Below are 19,622 nucleotides of genomic sequence, written 5' to 3' on the forward strand. Positions count from 1 at the left end.
TCGAAGTTTCCGTCGCATCTCGTACATTAAGTTATACTAAAGCTTCCATCAATTTTTCTACGCGCTTTAAATCTTCAGGAGTATCCACAGCACTGGTCTTATATTTAGTCGGTGCCATTTTTACTTTCAACCCGTGTTCCAATATTCTCATCATATCCACGGATTCTATAATTTCCAGCGGAGTCGGTTCAAGCTTCGTATATTCGATCAAAAAGTCCCTTCTAAACGGAATAATACAAACTTGCTTGAACATAGGAACTTGGTCCACTTTAGAACGAGTAGGAATAGGTTCCCTGGAAAAATAAATCGCATTATTGTTCAGATCGCAGACTACTTTAATGCAATTTCTATCTTCGAATTCTTCGACAGATTCAATTTTGGAAATCAGATTCACTACGGATATATCGTTATTTTCGAGCAAAGGTTCAACCGACTCTCGAAGCATTTCCGGATGCGTCATGGGTTCGTCTCCCTGCACCATAACGACTATGTCGAATCGGATTCCTTTTTCCTTCTCAAGAATTTCCAAAGCTTCCGCACATCGATCGGAAGCTCTCTCGTGATGGCTTCCGGTCATAACAGCTTTACCGCCGATACTCCGTATATATTCCGCGATTTCCGTGTCACAAGTTGCCACAGCGGTAAGCGACAAGATTGAACTTTGAGAAACTCGCTCATAAACGTGCCCGATCATGGGCTTCCCTAAAATTTTCGCCATCGGCTTGCCGGGAAAGCGACTGCTCCCCATCCTCGCCGGTATCAATGCAAGTATCTTCATTTTACCATCCCAGGTTTATTTACGCTATTCGTAAGGAAAACGGCATCGATAGAATAAGCAAGAAAACGATATCCTTCCTGCATTCTCTTGAATAATTCCGTGGGTTCAGGAGCGACCACATGGACTCCGCAAGCTATTTTATATTCTCCGCATATTCTAAGAATTTGATCCATAATCTTTAAAAACGAAGGGTCATCAAATTTAGCGATCATTCCCATCGATGCGGAAAGATCGTAGGGTCCTATCAAAATGGCATCCAAGCCTTTCACCTTTACGATATCAAGCAGTCGATCTACGGCATGAATATTTTCAATCATAGCTATTAATAAGGGAGATTGCGCTTGGATACTGTACTCGCTAAAATTTTTTCCAAATAGATTTGCTCTTGAAAAACCCACTCCTCTCGTTCCTGTCGGCGGCCAGCAACAAGCATCCCGTATCCGAGCGAGTTGTGCTGCGCTTTCGATCATTGGAACGATTATCCCGCCGGCGCCGGCATCTAAAGCTTGCTTACAATCTTTAGCGGCACCGTGCGAAATACGAACCAAAGGAAGAGTATTTCCCAACTCCAAAGCTCGGAACAAATCGGGCAATTGCTGGACACCGATAGAGCCGTGTTCAAGATCTATGGCGACCCAATCGTAACCGCCCTGCCCTATAATTTCAGCGATCGAGGAATGCGGGATTTGCATCCAGCTTCCGATGGAATTTCCTCCCTCATTCAGTGTTTTACGGATTCTTTGAACTGCTTCCAGTTTATTCATTTAGAAAATCCGATATCATATGCGTCTTACACCTTTTTTGAAATTCAACATTCTCTTGCGTTTTTCTCAGGACAAATTGTATTCCATTCTTCGCTGCAGCATCGTAGTCCGAATCGCTGTCTCCTATCATGCAAGCCTGATTCAAAGAAACATTCTCAGTCTGCAGAACTTCACGTATCGCGTCCGATTTCCGAACAGGAGCCCCGAAGACCATTTTAAACATTCCCATCATTCGAAGATGGGATAAAATTTCCTCAATCTCTTTCTGAGGAGTCGCAGTCACAAGTACATTGCTTTGCCTTTGCGAGTTTAGCCGGAGATATCTCTGTACTCCGGGAACCCACGGCGAATCGATGACTTTTTGAAAAACGGTTTTCGAAAATCTAAGGCAATAATCATTTACAGTTTCGATATTCTCCGACTGACCGGCCCAATTTAAGTATAAAGGAATTTTCTCAAATCTAGACACACCGCCGTTACTTTCATGATGTTCTCGAATTCTTTTCTGCAAACCGCTTCCGAATTCCGAAAACAAACTCAGATATGCGTCCGTCTTGACCTCGACGGATTCTTTTATAACCCCATCGAAATCCCAAAATAGAATTTTATAATTAGCTAAAATGACTTGAAACCAAAATTGATATTAAAGATACGGGCGATTTTTATTTCGGGAAGAAACATCGAATCATTCGGAAAAATCGGTTCAAATGATAGATTCTATATTGGAGACTAGTACAATTCGAGAATCGGATTACTTTCGAGTTCCGATTTTTTTAGAAGGAACGCCTGCATTAATCGAATAAGGTTCCGTATCGTGAGTAACGACGGCTCCCGCAGCAATTACGCTTCCTAGGGCAATTTTTACGTTCCTTGTTACAACCACGTTCGACCCCAACCAAACGTCATCTTCGATAATTATCGTACCTCTGCTATGAAGCTGCTTATTAATTAGCGTATGCCTAGCGATTCCATGATCGGCGTTTCTCAGTACGACGTTCGGGCCTATCAGAACATTATTTCCGATTTCTATCAATCCACCGGACCCGCCGACAATCACATTCGTATTAAACGAGCAGTTATCGCCGATCCTTATTTCACCGTCCGCACCGTACAAGAATAAGTTCCCCATCCCGAAAAAACCGTCTCCAATCGAGATATTTCTTCCGCCCGTAATACTTATTCCCTTCCATAATACTGTCGACTTTCCGAGAGACTTGATTCTCCATTTCAGGTTAACTACTCGAAAAAATACGGCCAACTTACCTAAATATTTATCTATCCTAGCCTGCAAAAGAAAGCGATCGGTAAGGCTAGTATAAATAATTCTAAATATTCTCTTGAGTATCCGCATAACCCATCCGTAATATTATTAAACAAAACATTTTCAAAAATGGAATTTCGATAATTCGAAAAGAATTCCCGATTACAACGGCCAAGGCTTTGTCAGTATTCACCTTTAGAATTTGAATTCAAAAATATTCGCTGATGCTTAATTTAGCGAATCCGCTTGCCCGGACGATCGCCTAACCTCGTCAATCAACTGCAGCAATCCTTGTCCCAAATCGACGTGCAGAGGAGGGATAAATTTTCGGCCCAATTTGGGTTGGTAGGAATACGGAGTGCGGACATAATGACCGATCTGCTCTCCATCGGAAAACTCTACGGAGTCCGGTCTACCGAGTATCTCGGCCAACATTTTCAGAAGATCATGAACTCTCATCGGCTCCTGTCCGGTGAGAACAACGCTTTGATTACGGAACTCCTCGCCTATTGCAGTTACGCTGGCCCTCGCAGCGTCCTCGACATGAATGTATTCCCTCAATGCATCCGGACTGCCTTCATAACAGATCCGGCCGGTTTCTAACGCTTTTTTAACCACACGATAGAGGCCGTTACTCTCATCCGACCTCGGGCCGTAGAGCGATCCATATCGCAAAATAGTATAATTCATTCCGAATATTCTTTGGTATTCCTCCACATAATTCTCGGAAGCTTGTTTGCTACACCGGTAAAATCCACCTTCCCGACTAAATACGTACACAGTACTTGCATAAAGAAATCGCCTCACGTTATGAACTCGACAGGCCTCCAATACATAAATATTTCCTAATATATTAATGCGTGCCGTATCGATAGGCTTGTCGATCGCTTGATTTAGATCGGCCAAAGCCGCAAAATTATAGACAATGTCGCATCCCTTTATCGCATCGGAGATTCGTTCCTGGTCCAGCAAATCTCCGATTATCATTCTCTGATCATCTCTTAACCAAGGAGAAGGTACTCTATCGAATATGGAGACGGAATGTCCGGCTTCGCTAAGTTGATCTGCGACATGAGATCCGAGAAAGCCCGAGCCGCCAATTACAAGAATATTCATATTTTTTAAGTACCTGATAAACGGTTTCTTCGAACAAAAAATTAGCGGGAAGAATTCAGCCTAAGGCTATGATAGAGTTCTTTTTCTAATAAACGCCGGCTGTTTCCCGTAATTTCATCCACTCTTCGTGAGTGTATACTAGATTGGCGCGAACCTTCGAGATAGACTTATAATCTGTTTTGCTTATCATATTGTTTTTCTCTTACTTTTCCTTGTGACTCATGAAAAAAGAACGCGCAGGTTTACGAAATCGTATTTTACTCGCCGTTCCAATATAGTATCTTCGTATTCTCGGATCCTTTTACTTTACGGAAGGGCAAATCCTCCCGATCACTGATTCTTTCTAAAATTTTTCCCTTCTCTTTACCCGATACTAGGAATAATACTTCTTTAGATCGATTCAGGCGATTTAAGGAAAGACTTACTCTCTCCTTAGGAAATTTAGGTGCATTTAGGACCGGAATCGCAGACGGAGATTGTGGCAAACTTCCAAGATTATTTCCTGGAAACAGGCTCGCCGTATGCCCGTCCTCACCGATCCCCAGCAAAACTAGATCGAAAATTGAAATTTCCGAAAGCGCCGAGGAGTATTCTTCTGCGGCTTGAACTGCTCCAATTTGTGCCGGAATTATTTTTATTTGAGTTTCGTCTATAGGTAGAGAATTGAAGAGAGATTCTTCCGCCATAGTACTATTCCGGTCGGAGTGTCCAATCGGGAGACAGCGCTCATCACCGAACCAAAAGATCCATTTTGACCAATCGGTATCGATCTCTCTCAAATATTTGTAAATTTCCCGAGGTGTTTCTCCTCCGGCGAGTACGATATGAAACTCTTTACTAGATTGTATCGTACGGTTCGCCAAATATTTGATATACTCTCTCGAATAGATCAAATATTCTCCTTTTTCTCTAAAGTGCTTCGAATTCAAATCACTTCCGACCTTAATGATTCTCGGGCAAAAAACCTGACGATATCCTCGCAGGCTTCTCGCTCCATGTCCGCCCTACAATCATCCGAACAAGAACCCATATGCTGAGTTAATACGGTGTTTTCGATGTCTAATAACGGCCCTGTATAAGGTTCCTCTTCGAAAACGTCAATCGCAGCGCCGGAAATTCGCTTTTCCCGAAGTGCGTTAAACAAAGCGACCTCGTCCACAATTCCTCCTCGGGAAGTGTTAATTAGATAAGCGGATTCTTTCATCAAAGATAATTCGAATTGAGAAATAAGTCCGATACTAGATGAGTTCTTGGGAACATGGAGAGTGATTACATCGGCTTGTTTCAATAAATCCTGTTTAGAAACCTGTAAAATACTGATCTCCTGGTTCCGAATTAGGCTGATTTTGTCGGAAATATCGATCAGATCGTGCACAAGGATCATAGTTGGCCGAAAGGAAGACAGTATTTTTGCGACGGCAAAACCGATTCGTCCGAAACCGATGATTCCGATTACTGACGTCCCGATTCTTCTACCGTAAGGGCGAGACCAACCTTTTTGTCGAAGCTCCTTATCCGCCTTCGTAATCTTTCGAAAAATATCGAGCATTAATCCGATCGTAAGTTCCGCTACCGCAGGGGTTACCGCATCGGGCGTGTACGAAACCTTAATTCCCTTTGATTTACAAAGATCTAATGGAACACTGTCTAAGCCCACGCCAACCCTAGCGATTATCTTTAATTTTCGACTCTCTTGTACTAAAGGCAATAATTCCTCCGTCCCGGCAACAATTCCGTCGCAATCGAGAGCAAGCTCGACGACCTCCGCGGGAGTAAGTTTGCGGGAATAGGGATTCTGAACCACTTCATGACCCGCTCCCTGAAGAAGCTTTGCTGGAGTTGCGTCAATTCGACAAAAAGGGTACGTTGAAATGAAAATTTTTGACATTGAGCTGAATTAATACGTTGATAAGTCTAGTCGGAACAATTCACAGTTCTCGTTTTACCAGACGGCAAACATTGGGCCCTGAAATAAATATTCTCGATCGCTAGTTATTCCGGTGTAGCCTTCCTTAATATTCTTTTCTAGCGCAGGCAAAGTTCGAGCAACTCCGTCTTTCTTGATAATAACGCTCTGTTCAACCCACCAATCGGAATATCCGTTTTCATAGGGTTCGTATGTAAAATAAGGAATCCTACAATAAGAAGTTTCTAACATTCCGGAGCTAAAACCGCCAATCACTATCTTTGCCTTTAGAACGTGCTGATACCACATTCCGGTAAGAATTTCAATATTATCGAGAATGTCACCTTCGGTACTCAGTAAATCGTAAATTTCCTTTTCTGGTCCGACCGACTTAACTTTTATTCCTATTTTTTTGAAACCCATGGATTTTAAAGATCTCACAACATCCAATACGATATGAATCGAACTTTCTTCTCGACTTGCCGGATTATAATGAAATGGACTCCATGTCATTACGATCGCGTCAAATTTCTCCTCGGTAGAAACGGGCTTCTGATCTTCTAGAGTATCAATGATAGTGGGTTTAATTTTAATAATCCTAGTTATCGGAAAATCCATGGAAAGGTAATGATCTTCAGTAGCTTGACCCGCCGCTAAAATCCTATCAAAGATCCAATCGATATTGTTTTCCGTCTTTAAGAATGGCCCAGATACCGTAACCGGGTAACCATCAACGCATAAAACAGTTTCGATTTTCATATCTCGAGCAATCTGGGCGAGAATGATGTACGGCTCGAATAATTCGCCAGGGAGAACAACTCTTACGGGTTTATAGCGCTCCAACAAGCTTCTGTAAATGGACCAAGTCTTGATAAAATAAGATCGATATCGCTTATAGCGAAGTTGGATATCTTCTGCAATTAAGTCGCAAAGAGCCTGGTCCCAACTTTGACCGAACAAGGTTATCTTATCGAAGATCAATTTACCGTTAATCGTCTCGGGAAGGGTCGAGGGAAAGCGAGCTTCCCCTTCATTTTCAAAATCACTTTTTCCGCTGATATATGCAGATTTTAGAATATTCTTGCCATTCATTAAAAGAGTATGTTCCCATCTAACGACTCTTTTTTTAAATGTCCACTCGCTCAAGAAAAGAGTTTTTCCCTTTAGATTCCCGAGAATCGGTTTTTGTATTAGAGAAACTATGGCCGCCCTCGCATCTATAAACGGAAAAGATCCTAAAATACGATCATTACATGAAGGTATAAGGCTAGGCTCATTATGGCCAGGATCGAAAATTTCGAAATTAGCTGGAAACCTTTGAATAATTCTTAAGAAGCGTTCGTTTTCGTTCTTTGATACAAGCAGTTTATCTAAATTGCGAACTGAAAATAATCTCTTTAAAGCATCCCATTCTCTGTAGAAAGAAGCGAATGCTACCCAAAGGCTCCCCGCCATGATTTGGCCGGGAGAAATACCTACGGCAAAAAGAAAATCCGCACCCTCTTCATCCCGATGCCAGTTGAACGTCAGAAATCTAGTTAATTGTTCAAGTTCATTGCTGGATGAACTCGGTTCAAAAAAATAACTTATCTTTTCATCCGGTAGAAAAAGGGCGGTTTGAATTTCATGAGCATATAAATGTACTTCTGCCGGCAATTTTTTTTTTACATAAGATAGATCCTTAGGATGCGAAAGTAAAACTCCAATTTTCATTAATTTAAAATGTATTTTAAAAGTGTGGTTAAAATTTAGATAGAAGACTTACAAAACGAATCTGACAGACGAGTATTTATTGTCGAATTTGAAGATTTTTCTCAAGACTGTTCTTTGAGGAATTACCCGCAACGCGCAGAACGAGCCGGACATCCGCCCCAAATCCTTTCTTGAACTTCGCAATATCCGTCAATTTATCATCATCGTAGCTCATTGGAGAAATATCGAAATACTGGCACCCCAAGTCCTTTGCATACAAAATCGCCTCCCAGAGTAATCTATGAAAAATAGGCTTATCGAAATATTCCCTTAAACTCACCGAGTTACCATAATAGCAAGATTTAAAGTTATACGGAAAAAACCCGTAACTAATGGCCTTATTATTTAAATATCCGATTAATAGAAATGCTTCCTCTTTCGTAACCATCTCATGCTGTAATTTCCACGTCTCTTCACTTCTAGTTTGTTTTCCGGATACGTCGATATGCATGCGCATAAAATTTTCGAAATGCTTCCATTGAATATTCTTGCTATTAATTTTCTTTACTACGAGTTCTCGCTCTCCCCAGTTCAATAGGCTTTTGTAGCTTTTCCTAATTTTTGAAAATAAAATGGAACTATCCTTAAACAAGGAGACGAGAGGATATTCGAGCACATTATACGAACCGCTATTATTGGACAATAATTCCTGAGTATAAAATGAAAGGTGGTTTTCCGACAAGAAATCGAAGAGAGTAATATTATCGAAATTTAACGAATTCATCCTTACAATGAACTCCCCTATCTCAACGTTACTTGGCTCGATATTTCCTATAATCAATGTACTAGGCAATTCTCCGAAAGATAGTTTCCTTTTCCCGTTCGAGTCTATCATAACTGCGCTTAAGAATGCGATTATAGGAACTTCATTCCTCAAAATAACAAAGGAGCACGCTTCTATAATAGTTCCGTTATCCAAAGGTCGCTGGATGTAATATCTATAGTTTAGTTCAGAATATTGAGCGGAGTGGTAGCCAGACGAACTTTGTAAAAAACGCACATAATGCCAAAACAAGGGATGATCTTGAGATAGAATTTTCATGCGTTTAATAATTCTCTATGATCTCTCAGATATTGAGTTCCGATACGATGCTTCGGAACTTTATAAAACCGTGAATAAGAAGGCGATTTTAATAGAATTTGCCAAATCTTCTCATGCAAAATTTCGTCTTCTTTCTTATCGACCCAAGCACCGTCCAATCGCGCGACCATTTCGAATACCGCATCATAAATTTCTTGCGGAGTATTGTCTTCCCATTCCATGCCATGATCGAAAAACACCTTTGAATTCCCGAATTCCCAGGCGCCCGTTGCGGAAATTTCGGCGAAGGTCAATCTCCTTCCATTCTTGAATTTAAGATGTTTGAAGATATTGATGCTGCCGCAATGCATGTATGCGACTATGGAAATCGGGATTAAAGATACGCATACTTCGGGCTTTCGATATGCATGGCAGAGAGTATCGATTCCCGAACCGGTGGTAACCATGAAGTGACAATGAGCTCCTAACCACATGTCTAAAAAATCGCTTTTAAAATTTGACTTAGGATAATCGATAATTTTTTGACTCTTGATTCCTATCTCTTTTTCAGTCTCCTTGCCCATTCTGATAACCCAATAGCCTTTATCAATCAAAGCCTGCATCGTTTTATAATATAGTGCGATGTCGGAATTCCTGCACCAATGATACTCGGGTATATTTTCGTTAAATTGCGATACGCTGCCGTAATGAATCTTCATATATGCTTCATCTCGAATGTTGAAGCAAATATATCGATCCGATTCCTTCATCCCCAAAGATCTTAAAAAGTCCCGACCTTTAGCATCCTCATCCTCCGTAAAAGCGATATGCGGCTTCGTCTTTTCTAAAACGCCGTTTCCGTCCGCTGTCGCAAACCTCTCTGCAACGGAAGGTTTATAATGGAATCTGCCGAAAGGAATTTTGCCGTTCGCCCAAGCTAAATGCCTGCTTATATCATAAATTTTAAAATGCCGCCTTACCATTTTATCCCATTGGGAATTGGCGACTATCTTATGATAGTAATACAGTATTATGCCTTGGTATGATTGCGGGTAAAGTTCCTTTTCCGCTAACATATATTCGGCGTCGAAAATGAAGTGGCCCATTCGATTGGAGCCTATTCCCATAAAGTATATTTTGATGAAAGGTCTTAAAGCTCGAATGACTATAACCGGCGGGACTAGAATGATAAAAAAAAGAATTTTCCTAGTTTTATTAATTAACTTTGCGAGCATGAATCCTCTTTTTATTAAACATATCGGCTAACATGTCCTTATGTAAGATTTTACCCTAACATATCCCAATGTAAGGCAGTACCTCTGGAAACTTTCCGATTCACTTTCTTCCCCAGAATTAACTCGATGTATTTCGGAGGCAGACCGAACCCGGGGCGAATACTTCTTAAATTATTCTTCGTAAGAATATCTCCCGCGTTCATGTCTTCGACGATATAGAGCGAGCGACGGAAAACCAGTGAATTCTTTTCCGCTTCGGTAGGCCCGTAACTTACTTTACCCAAAGCCTGCCAGGCTCGCTCCGTCTCTACTACGAGCGCTTTCATCTCATCCGGTTCCATGGAAAAAGTGGAATCCACTCCGCCATCCGCACGCCTTAGTGTGAAATGTTTCTCTATTACGGTGGCGCCGAGAGCTACAGACGCGACGGACACGCCGAGCCCCATAGTATGATCGGATAATCCTATCTCACAATTAAAGAGCTCCCTCATATGAGGAATAGATAATATGTTCGTATTTTCCGGGGTCGCGGGATATGTGCTCGTGCACTTCAATAGGATCAGTTGATCGTTTCCTTCGGCGCGGACCGCCTGAACCGCATCGTGTATTTCGGATACGGAAGCCATTCCCGTGGAAATAATGATAGGCTTACCTGTACTTGCTACTTTCTTAATTAAAGGAATATCGATATTCTCGAAAGAGGCGATTTTATACGCCGGGGCCTCCAATTTCTCCAAAAAGTCCACAGCCGTAAAATCGAAAGGCGAACTGAAACAAAGAATTCCCTTTTCTCTACACCGATCCATAATCGGCTTATGCCATTCCCAAGGAGTGTAAGCAACTTTATATAAATCGTATAAAGAAGATCCTTTCCAGAGACTCTTCGGGTCGGAAATAAAAAACTCTCCATCTGATTTATCGATGGTCATCGTATCGGATGTATACGTTTGGATTTTTAAAGCGTGAGCTCCTGCGGCAGCGGCGGCATCGATGATTTCGTACGCCCTCTCTATGGATTGATTATGATTGCCTGACATCTCGGCAATGATGAACGGGGAGGACGATTTAGATATCGTATGATTTCCTATTCTTATCATAAGATTTTTTTCCTGATTTCAAAGGTCCCTTTCAGTCCTTCCTGTTTTATAAAAACTTCCGAGAGCTCTATCCTGAATTCCCCGAGATCGATAAAAGCTTTGGGATAGCCGGGTGCGTCTAACATTCTGATAAAATCATAAAGTTCCGTTCCGTTCTCCCATTTCTTGCCGGTAAGATCGCTTTCATCCGGCTTTCTTCGTTTAAACTCGGTCACCTCTCCCCGCTGCGGAATTGGCTCCATCCTTTCTACGAGAATTTTTACGATCATCGAACGAATCACTTTAGAGGCGCGTAAAAAGATTTCCTCCGCGGATCCGTAAAGATCCAGATCCTGCTTACAGTAAACCGCTCCCGTATCCAAACCTTCTCCGCATTCGATGGCCGATATCTTAGTTTTGGCCTGGCCGCGTTGGATCAGATTCTGCAAAGGGCTTCCGCCTCGCCCGTAAGGAAGATCCGTCATATGAAAGATGACGGTCCTAAACTTAGAAAATATCGCTCCGGGAATCACAAAAGACCAATGGGGAACAAAAATGAATTCGGGTTCGAATTCCACGAGGGCTTCCAACTTAAATTCCTCGATGGATGCGATTAACTTCGGTTCGGAGATATTTCGTATTTCCGAGTCATTCGCAATCCATTCATTCCATTTTCTTGAAGTAAGAATGATGATCTTCGGCTTAGACAATTTTTCTTCCTAAGACGAAACTTTCAGCCGAGGGAAATCCTATCGAAGCTCCTCTCCATTTCGCCAAAGCTTCCACGGCCTCCAGCGATCTAGCGTGAGGGAATTCCCGCATCTCCGAGCGATATTCTGCAAGTGCGCTTAATTTTTTTTGCAATTGTCTTTCGGAAAGCGAAACGAAATAGTTCGGCGTAAAATTCCCGGCAGAATTGCGGATCTGCCATTCAGTACTGGATTGCACTTCAAAAAAATATAATTCCTTTACCGTTTGCCCCGGAAAAGCTCGGCATGCAGTCACTACCGCTTCGTTCGCGAGTCGATGGTCCACATTTAAGTCGTTATAAAAATGAGTGAAGATCACGCCAGGCCTTACATCCTCGATCTTCTTTTCCACGATTTTAATGATATCCAGTCGGTCCATGGAGTCCATACGATTGTCGGGCAGATCAAGAAGCTCGACCGATTTAACTCCCAGGATCTTCCCTGCATTCGATGCGCATCGACTTAGCTCGCTCAGCTCGCCGATTTTAGCATCGCGATCCCTTTTTAAATCTCTGCTCGTCAATCCCTCGGCTAAGATCAAGATATGAATTTCATGACCTTCTTCCGCGAACCTAGCCATTGCTCCGCCGCAACCCAAAATTTCGTCATCAGGGTGTGCAGCCACAGTCAGAATGATTTTATTTTTCATACCGTCCGGCGTACTTATAGGTTATGAATTCTTCCGTTCGATCATCTTGTCGAAAACCGATCTTATCGAAACATTTTCGGGAAGAGATATTCTGATTTTTCACTAAGGCTATGAATTCCAAATCTTTCCGGAATTTATCCATCTGAGCTTTCATCCCCAGCTCTATAATTTTCGATCCGAAACCTTTTCCGCGATATTTTAAATCTATGGAGTAATCGATCAAATAAGAATTCCGTTCTTCCCGCTCGTCAAAACGGATCTGTCCCACCGGAATATTTTCGAATTCCATTATGTAAATGTCGGAATCCGATCGGGTTAACTTTCGAAGAAACCAAGACGAATGGTCCTCCATACCTATAGTTCGGGAATTAAACGCGGCTTTTCTGACTTCCGAATCGTTCGCCCAATCATATAAGAGAAGTAGATCTTTCTCCGTCGCTCTTCTTAAATTCAACATAAGAGTAAAGAGCGTATCTTTTCATTTCCAGCCAAACAGGTTTTACGCATCCGTTCCCGTAAATCATTTCGAAAAGAATAACTAACGATCCGCTTCGATTCGGTCCTTAATGAGATCAAATCTTTATCGATATGTGCAAGCCCCGGAATTTCAGTCGACAACCCTCTTATATTTTCCCGTTGATTCTCCGCAGTTTCGATAATGATCATCGGCACCCTACATTTTAGCAATTCGTAAGTCGTTTGACCTCCGGCTGTGATTGCAAAATCGACACTTAGCATCAATTCCCGAATTTCCTGCGCACTTAAGCCGGAGTGAAGTACGGTATTTTCATCGCTCTTTTTTTTGATTTCGTCTAGATTTAAAAACGCCGGTCCCAAAAGAATTTTCTTTTTCCATTTCGGAAAATCGGCGTTTATTATTTCCAAAATTCTCGGAACCAAATTCCAGCGGTCTTCTCCGCCGACAGTAATAAGAACTGATTCTACATTTTCCTTAGTACTGGGAAAAGAAATTTTCTCCCGGAAAGGGTGCCGCAGAAGAACATATTCTCCACCGGTTGCAATACGGTTTTTAGAAGCGTCGTATTCTAAGTGAATCCCGCCATAGCCGGGATTCAGAATCGTAGAACCGATCGGATATCGGATCCGATTCGTGTCGTCTATGCAAATCAGATTCTTAGTCCAGGCTTGCAATTCTTCATAAACGATCTCGTCTGCGAGATAAGAATCTACAAAGATCGCGTCTACATTCTTTCCTTCCAAAAAGGCGGTTCGCTGTTCCCTGTTCTTCCAATCTAAGACGACGATCGAAACCGGAAACCTATCGCTCAAACCGGTTCCGTCAGTATGGAGTACGATAAAAACGTCTTCCGCGATTTCGTTTATTATTTCTGCCAGCGCGGTACAACGCCTGAGATGTCCCAAACCCGTATTCGATAAGCATTCGGTAAATATAAACACCAAAATTAAAAACGAGAGCCTTAAAAATCTATCCGAACCTTTTCTTCAATCCGTACTTGAATTCGGCGATTTCCCAATCCTCGATCGTATCGATGTCCTGGACCTCCATTTCTTTCAGCAGGAGGCCGGCGCTTCTTTCGGTCCAAAGTTTTTGACTAGAGAGAAAACGCTCTACATTAAAGAAATAGAATTGTCCCGCATCATGATACGAAGGAGTCAGATCCTGTGAACGCTTGTTTAAATTTTCGGGAAAATTCATCGTAATCAAAGAATTAGAATCCATTCGTAGCGATCTTTGGATCGGATATCCGTATTTTACGATAGGAAAAACGGTATCCAAATCGCCGCTGTTCAATAAGCTCCAAGCCTTGGTCAATTGTTCGGTATCCAACATTGATGCCGTAGGATAGATGCAGCATGCATATCGAAAGCGCCGCTCAGCAATTTTAGGATGACTTAAAACTTCCAACAAAACGTCGGTCGTCCCCGCGTAATCGTCCGAATTCTTCGCGCTTCTCGAAAACGGAATCGATGCTCCAAATTTTTTAGAAACATCGGCGATTTCCTCGTCATCTGTGGAAACAATTACATCCTCAAATAAGCCGCTTTTTTTAGCGGCCTCGATCGGGTAAGAAATGATCGGTCTTCCGTGGAACTCCTTTATGTTCTTCTTCGGAATGCGTTTCGACCCTCCTCTCGCGGTTATGATTGCTACGTTCGCCATTCGTTACTTGTTCTTTAAATTCGTCGGAAATATTTTGAACCGGTTTAAAATGGGAAAATCAAAATAAGGTTTGATGTCCAATCGGAGTCATCAGAATTTTTACGATCTCATGCTGCTGTTGTTCCGTCAGCCCGGGGAAGATCGGTATGCTGATCGCTTCCTTATAATATGCTTCCGATTCGGGAAAATCATTCCTATCGAAACCCATCCTTTCAAAATAAGGCTGCCTGTAGACGGGAATATAATGAAGATTTACTAATATACCGGAACTTCGGAAACGCTCGAAAATCTGAGCATGAGTATATTCAATTTCCTGCAATTTCAAACGAATAACGTATAAATGCATTCCTGAATAGCTGTCTTCTCGACGATAAGGAATGATAACAGGTTTATTAGCGAGTAGCGCGTCGTATCTATCCGCGATAGAATGTCTGATTTCGACGAATTCTTTCAGCCTGACCAACTGACTCACTCCTAGCGCTGCCTGGATATCGGTCAATCTATAGTTATATCCCAAGTCGATCTGCTGATAATACCAAGGTCCGTCGGGAGCGTGAGTCATTTCCGAGGGGTCCCTAGTGATTCCGTGACTTCTTAGTCGATACATCTTAGCGAATAACTCCGAATCGTTTGTCAACGCCATTCCGCCTTCGCCCGTCGTGATGATCTTGACGGGGTGGAAGCTGAACACGGTTATATCGCTGTATTTACAATTTCCGATCGGTTCTCCCCTGTATTTCCCGCCTATCGAGTGAGAAGCATCTTCGATAATTTTAAATCCGTACTTAATGGAAAGTTGATGTATCTTGTCCATTTCGCAGGGTTGGCCGGCAAAATGGACCGGTATCACGACCTTAGGGAGCGAGCCATCCTTTTCGGAAATTTTCAGTTTCTCGCCGAGTTTATCCGCGCTCATATTGTAGGTTAGAGGATCTATATCGACGAAATCTACCGAAGCTCCGCAGTAAAGTGCGCAATTTGCACTGGCGACAAACGTTATGGGGCTTGTCCAGACCCGGTCCCCCGCACTAACGCCCAACGCCAAGCAAGCCAAATGAAGGGCGGAAGTGGCACTATTAACCGCAAGGGCATGTTTTGCGGCACAGATACTAGAAACCCCTTGTTCGAACTTGGGAACCATCGGCCCCTGCGTTAAAAAATCCGATTTTAAAACGGCGACTACCGAATCGATGTCGTCTTGGGAGATATTTTGTTTTCCGTAGGGGATAATCATCTCATCTAGCCTTCCGTTTATTTGATTGAATTACTTCGATTCGTTGACCGTGAGCGCCAAAAGTTTTCGCTTAGTAAATTAAACCTTACTCGCGAACAATTCGTCGTAACGACCTTCACGAATGATACGACCTTCTTTCATCTCGAATATATTATCGCACTTGCTTACGGTGGAAATTCGATGCGCAATCATGATGATGGTCAGTTCCTTTCCTAATCCTTCGATGGCATCCATGACCGCCTTTTCTGTCTCGTTATCAAGGGCGCTGGTTGCCTCGTCGAAAACGATGACGGAGGCTTCTTTATAAAGTGCTCTAGCAATGCCGATTCTTTGCCTCTGGCCGCCGGACAGTCGAACCCCTCTTTCTCCGACGATCGTATCATAAGCGTCCTTTAAGCTCTCGATATGAGAAGATATCTGAGCTTGCTTGGCGGCCCGTAAGGCTTTTTGTCGATCTATCTGTTCCGGTGGAATTCCGAACGCTATGTTCTCGATGATGGTGGAATCGGAAAGATAAATGCTTTGCGGAACGTGAGAGATGTTTTTTTGCCAAGCGCGAACCGTATCGTATCGGACAGTCTCACCGTCGACAGTCAATGTACCGCTAGTGGGCTCCAATAGTCCCATCACTATATCCAGTAGGGTGCTTTTGCCGCTGCCGGTCGTGCCGATAAATCCGACACGAGTCCCTTTTTTAACAATGAAATCGATTCCTTTCAAAACGAAGGGACCATCGGGAGTATATTGAAAATATAAATCGTTTCCTTTAATCGCCTCAGTAAAGGGTAGAGGCGGAGAATTCTCGTAATTCTGAGCCTCCGGTATTTTTTGATCCAACAACTTTAATACGTCCACCAAGATGGCTTCCGTACTCTGAAGATTAGCCCAAGATTGAAAAGCCTGCTGCAATGCCGGAAGCATTCTCTGCGCGCCCAACGCAAGTGCTCCCAAAGTAGGAATGACGGTGGAAAATCCGCCCTCCCCGAACGTAAGACTATAAGCAAAAAATGCCATCAACGCCATCGCGAGAGCTTCTATCGTGTATCTCGGGCTTCCGCCCATAAATGCGTTGTTTCCCTGAGCAATACGAAAACGGCGATCGGATCTTCGGTATGCTTCGCAATACACGGACTGTGTACCGTCGATTAGAACATCTCGAATTCCGCCTAAGCCTTCCTGTAGCGATTTCATAACGATGGTCTGTTCGTCGGCGATCACTTTTCCGTTAGAAAGTAGCCGCCTTTTGAACGTATAGGCGACGCTTACATACAAAATACCGAATATTAAGGAAGTCGAAATCGCCAGTACGGGAGTGATCGCAATGGAGGCTAAGAGAATCGCTATTAAAATAAAAGCGGAACTCAACAGGATTAAAACCTGCTGAATGATTCCACCGGATACACTGTTTGCCTTCGAGACGATTCCCGTAACGATTTCGCTGCTGTTTCTAGAAACATGAACACTATACGGTTGATTTAAAGTCTTCTTATAAATTTCGATACTCAGATCCGCCCCGGTCGCAAAGGAAAGCTTCGTGCTAAGCCAAAGTAACAGCAATCGCATGGCTCCCGCAACGAGTGCCGCTCCGGCAAATGCGAAAGTTAACGGTAAAAGCAATTGGTTTGGTGATGTAAAGTTCCAGAATTCGATAAAAGGTCGTATTTCCGTTAGAGAAAATACCTTTTCAGGCGTCGTCAAAACCGCCAAAAAAGGCAGGATTGCTCCGATGCTTAAAATCTCCGTAAACGAAGTAATAACGATCATGAACAGAAGTAAAACGAATTGTCTATGCCTCCTGGGGGCCAAATGTCCCCAAAGTCGAACTAGCGGGATCTCATCTATTTTATTAAATTTCATTTAACGAACTAGGGCGAAGAAACTCGTTCAGAACGGCCCCTTGAACCAGTCTCCCGGAACATCATGAGGCTTTTTCTCCAACGATTCCAAAACCTCGCTATGAATCTCGATTCCAAACGATTTTGCGATCTCGGCCGCGATCTCCTTGGCTCCGCGATAATAATACTTGGTCAATCCAAAGCTGGACGGGGATGCAAAATCAGGTTGGGTTAAACGAAGTGGAGGGGATTTTAATTTATCGAATTTATCCAGGCAAACCCTCGAGACGACCTCGCTGGCTATCGACGAGAATGGGGAGGAAGAATCGAGAGCTAATAATTTGCCCGTCTTCTCCACCGAGGTAAAAACCGTTTCCCAATCCAGAGGTCGAATCGTTCTTAAATCCACGATCTCGCAAGATACGCCATATTTTTCCAAAACTTTAGCGGCATGAGTCGCTTCGAGAGTCATATAGGAATATGAAACTATCGTAATATCCTTCCCTTCCCTAACGATCCGTGCCTTTCCGATCGGAGTCTGATAATAACCTTCGGGGACCTCACTCTCCACGTTATGCAGCCATCGATGTTCCAGAAATATGACCGGATTTTCGTCGAAAACGGACGATAATAGCAACCCTTTAGCATCGTCGGCGCTAGTCGGCATGACAACCTTGAGTCCCGGAATGTGGGCGAACCAGGATTGAAGGTTTTGGGAATGCGTGGGGCCTTGACCCCATCCGTGCCCAATTATAAGTCGGATCGTAATCGGAGCGGATTTTTTTTGACCGAACATGAAGTACCATTTTGCGGCGGAATTCACTACCTGATCCATAGCATAAAGAAAAAAATCCAAGCGTTGGTGGATCATTATCGGACGGATCCCGTTGAGGGAGGCCCCGACACCGACACCCGTCATCCCGTTTTCGGAAGTGGGCATGTCGAAAACCCTTTCTTCACCGAATTTTTCTACGAGTCCTTCTGTCGTACCGAAGATTCGTTTGGGATCGTTCGCTCCTAATCCGAAACAAATGACAGAGTTGTTTTTTTCCATCGCAAGGTGAATCGCTTCGTTTATCGCCTTGGCAAAGGGTATATTTCTTTTCATCGATTTATTTATACTCCGACCTGTACGATTCCGCCATGTTGGGAAATTCGGAATTTTCAGCGAAATCGAATGCTTCATCGATTTCTTTGGAGACCAGAATCTTAATCTCCTTCAATTCGTTCATTTCCGTACCGGAAGCGAGGAGGTCCTCTTGTAATTTCAAGACAGGATCCCTATCCAGCCAAGCCTTCACTTCTTTCACAGGTCGATAGCCGAGGTTATCATCCAAATTAGGCCCGCAATGTTCGAAATGGCGATAGGTATAAAATTCCCAAAAGAACGGGCCGCTACCGTTTCGCATATCGGCGACTGTTTTCGAAACAGAATGATAAACGCCGAGAGTATCATTACCGTCCCCTACATCGCTATTTACCCCGATCGCCTTCACCAATTCGTGGATTTTTCTTTCAGAAGGCTGTCGAACCGAAAGCGGAGAATATACGGAAAAGAAATTATTTTCGCAGATAAACAACACGGGCAATTTTCGAACGGCGGCGAAATTAGCTGCTTCATAAAACGCGCCTTCTTCCACGGAACCGTCCCCAAAAAAAACGCAACTCACTTGGTTCGTCCGATTCAATTGTATAGACAAACCGAGTCCGACACCCACAGGGATGCTATTTCCGACAATGGAAGTGGATCCGATAAAACCGCAAGAAAGATCACTCAAGTGCATGGAGCCTCCGTGCCCGCCGCTACAACCGGTCTTCTTTCCGTAGATTTCGGCGATCATTGCCTTCAAATCGCCGCCTTTGCCGAGATAGTGAGCGTGAGCACGATGCGTGCTAACCGCAAAATCTTCCTTGCCCAATACTAGACCGACGGCCGCAGCCACACCTTCCTGCCCGATGCTAAGATGGGTAGGACATCTCATCTTATTTTGGCTATATCTTTTTGATATTTCCTCTTCTGTCAGCCTGATACGTAGCGCCGATACGTATAAATCCTTCAACACGGATTTCGAAGAAATATCCGCACTAACCTTAACAGTCATA

The 19,622-nt window shown here is 43.2% G+C and carries 20 protein-coding genes; all 20 read right to left on the minus strand.

Going from position 1 to position 19,622, the window contains the following annotated elements; all coding sequences use genetic code 11:
- Positions 1 to 31: 31 nt before the first annotated feature.
- The 20 genes from kdsB to LEP1GSC047_RS10335 all read right to left on the minus strand — a co-directional run bounded on the left by kdsB (position 32) and on the right by LEP1GSC047_RS10335 (position 19,621).
- Entirely contained in the window at positions 32 to 778 is a 747-nt protein-coding gene (gene kdsB, locus LEP1GSC047_RS10240; protein ID WP_010418441.1) for a 3-deoxy-manno-octulosonate cytidylyltransferase, read from the minus strand.
- Positions 775 to 1,542, minus strand: coding sequence for an HpcH/HpaI aldolase family protein (locus LEP1GSC047_RS10245; protein WP_010418438.1), 768 nt, complete (start codon positions 1,540 to 1,542; stop codon positions 775 to 777). The genes kdsB and LEP1GSC047_RS10245 overlap by 4 nt, the downstream gene beginning before the upstream one ends.
- Positions 1,535 to 2,164 carry an HAD family hydrolase gene (locus LEP1GSC047_RS22525; protein ID WP_052580685.1) on the minus strand — a complete coding sequence of 210 codons (630 nt, stop codon included), beginning with the start codon at positions 2,162 to 2,164 and terminating at the stop codon, positions 1,535 to 1,537. The genes LEP1GSC047_RS10245 and LEP1GSC047_RS22525 overlap by 8 nt, the downstream gene beginning before the upstream one ends.
- Before the next feature lie 129 nt (positions 2,165 to 2,293).
- On the minus strand, positions 2,294 to 2,893 hold the full coding sequence (locus LEP1GSC047_RS22135) for an acyltransferase (protein ID WP_010418432.1): 600 nt from the start codon (positions 2,891 to 2,893) through the stop codon (positions 2,294 to 2,296).
- Positions 2,894 to 3,031: 138 nt separating this feature from the next.
- Positions 3,032 to 3,919, minus strand: a complete 888-nt coding sequence (locus LEP1GSC047_RS10260; RefSeq protein WP_010418428.1) for an NAD-dependent epimerase/dehydratase family protein — start codon at positions 3,917 to 3,919, stop codon at positions 3,032 to 3,034.
- Positions 3,920 to 4,176: 257 nt separating this feature from the next.
- Entirely contained in the window at positions 4,177 to 4,848 is a 672-nt protein-coding gene (gene pgl, locus LEP1GSC047_RS10265; protein ID WP_010418425.1) for a 6-phosphogluconolactonase, read from the minus strand.
- Positions 4,845 to 5,807 carry an NAD(P)-dependent oxidoreductase gene (locus LEP1GSC047_RS10270; protein ID WP_020988777.1) on the minus strand — a complete coding sequence of 321 codons (963 nt, stop codon included), beginning with the start codon at positions 5,805 to 5,807 and terminating at the stop codon, positions 4,845 to 4,847. Before LEP1GSC047_RS10270 ends, pgl begins: the two co-directional genes overlap by 4 nt.
- Positions 5,808 to 5,861: 54 nt before the next feature.
- Positions 5,862 to 7,538, minus strand: a complete 1,677-nt coding sequence (locus tag LEP1GSC047_RS10275) for a hypothetical protein (protein ID WP_010418421.1) — start codon at positions 7,536 to 7,538, stop codon at positions 5,862 to 5,864.
- A gap of 76 nt (positions 7,539 to 7,614) precedes the next feature.
- Positions 7,615 to 8,301, minus strand: a complete 687-nt coding sequence (locus LEP1GSC047_RS10280) for a hypothetical protein (protein ID WP_020988661.1) — start codon at positions 8,299 to 8,301, stop codon at positions 7,615 to 7,617.
- Positions 8,302 to 8,615: 314 nt separating this feature from the next.
- Positions 8,616 to 9,833, minus strand: coding sequence for a TIGR04372 family glycosyltransferase (locus LEP1GSC047_RS10285; protein ID WP_010418415.1), 1,218 nt, complete (start codon positions 9,831 to 9,833; stop codon positions 8,616 to 8,618).
- Between the two features lie 50 nt (positions 9,834 to 9,883).
- The gene (gene pseI, locus LEP1GSC047_RS10290; protein WP_010418413.1) at positions 9,884 to 10,930 is read right to left on the minus strand and encodes a pseudaminic acid synthase; all 1,047 of its coding nucleotides are present in this window, start codon (positions 10,928 to 10,930) and stop codon (positions 9,884 to 9,886) included.
- A complete protein-coding gene (locus LEP1GSC047_RS10295) occupies positions 10,927 to 11,619 on the minus strand; it encodes a formyl transferase (protein ID WP_010418411.1) in 693 nt (230 codons plus the stop codon). Before LEP1GSC047_RS10295 ends, pseI begins: the two co-directional genes overlap by 4 nt.
- Positions 11,612 to 12,307, minus strand: coding sequence for a PIG-L deacetylase family protein (locus tag LEP1GSC047_RS10300; protein ID WP_010418409.1), 696 nt, complete (start codon positions 12,305 to 12,307; stop codon positions 11,612 to 11,614). Before LEP1GSC047_RS10300 ends, LEP1GSC047_RS10295 begins: the two co-directional genes overlap by 8 nt.
- The gene (locus LEP1GSC047_RS10305; RefSeq protein ID WP_010418407.1) at positions 12,297 to 12,764 is read right to left on the minus strand and encodes a GNAT family N-acetyltransferase; all 468 of its coding nucleotides are present in this window, start codon (positions 12,762 to 12,764) and stop codon (positions 12,297 to 12,299) included. Before LEP1GSC047_RS10305 ends, LEP1GSC047_RS10300 begins: the two co-directional genes overlap by 11 nt.
- Positions 12,758 to 13,597, minus strand: coding sequence for a UDP-2,4-diacetamido-2,4,6-trideoxy-beta-L-altropyranose hydrolase (locus LEP1GSC047_RS10310; RefSeq protein WP_146036892.1), 840 nt, complete (start codon positions 13,595 to 13,597; stop codon positions 12,758 to 12,760). The genes LEP1GSC047_RS10305 and LEP1GSC047_RS10310 overlap by 7 nt, the downstream gene beginning before the upstream one ends.
- 157 nt (positions 13,598 to 13,754) lie before the next feature.
- Positions 13,755 to 14,450 carry a pseudaminic acid cytidylyltransferase gene (gene pseF, locus LEP1GSC047_RS10315; RefSeq protein ID WP_010418405.1) on the minus strand — a complete coding sequence of 232 codons (696 nt, stop codon included), beginning with the start codon at positions 14,448 to 14,450 and terminating at the stop codon, positions 13,755 to 13,757.
- A gap of 58 nt (positions 14,451 to 14,508) precedes the next feature.
- Positions 14,509 to 15,684: a UDP-4-amino-4,6-dideoxy-N-acetyl-beta-L-altrosamine transaminase gene (pseC, locus tag LEP1GSC047_RS10320; protein ID WP_010418404.1), complete on the minus strand. Its 1,176-nt coding sequence runs from the start codon at positions 15,682 to 15,684 to the stop codon at positions 14,509 to 14,511.
- Positions 15,685 to 15,762: 78 nt separating this feature from the next.
- Positions 15,763 to 17,541 (minus strand): ABC transporter ATP-binding protein, encoded by a 1,779-nt coding sequence (locus LEP1GSC047_RS10325; protein WP_010418403.1) that lies wholly within the window; start codon positions 17,539 to 17,541, stop codon positions 15,763 to 15,765.
- A gap of 27 nt (positions 17,542 to 17,568) precedes the next feature.
- Entirely contained in the window at positions 17,569 to 18,627 is a 1,059-nt protein-coding gene (locus LEP1GSC047_RS10330) for an alpha-ketoacid dehydrogenase subunit beta (protein ID WP_010418400.1), read from the minus strand.
- Between the two features lie 4 nt (positions 18,628 to 18,631).
- Positions 18,632 to 19,621, minus strand: coding sequence for a thiamine pyrophosphate-dependent dehydrogenase E1 component subunit alpha (locus LEP1GSC047_RS10335; protein WP_010418397.1), 990 nt, complete (start codon positions 19,619 to 19,621; stop codon positions 18,632 to 18,634).
- Position 19,622: the final 1 nt, after the last annotated feature.

The organism is Leptospira inadai serovar Lyme str. 10 (assembly GCF_000243675.2).
Lineage (GTDB): Bacteria > Spirochaetota > Leptospiria > Leptospirales > Leptospiraceae > Leptospira_B > Leptospira_B inadai.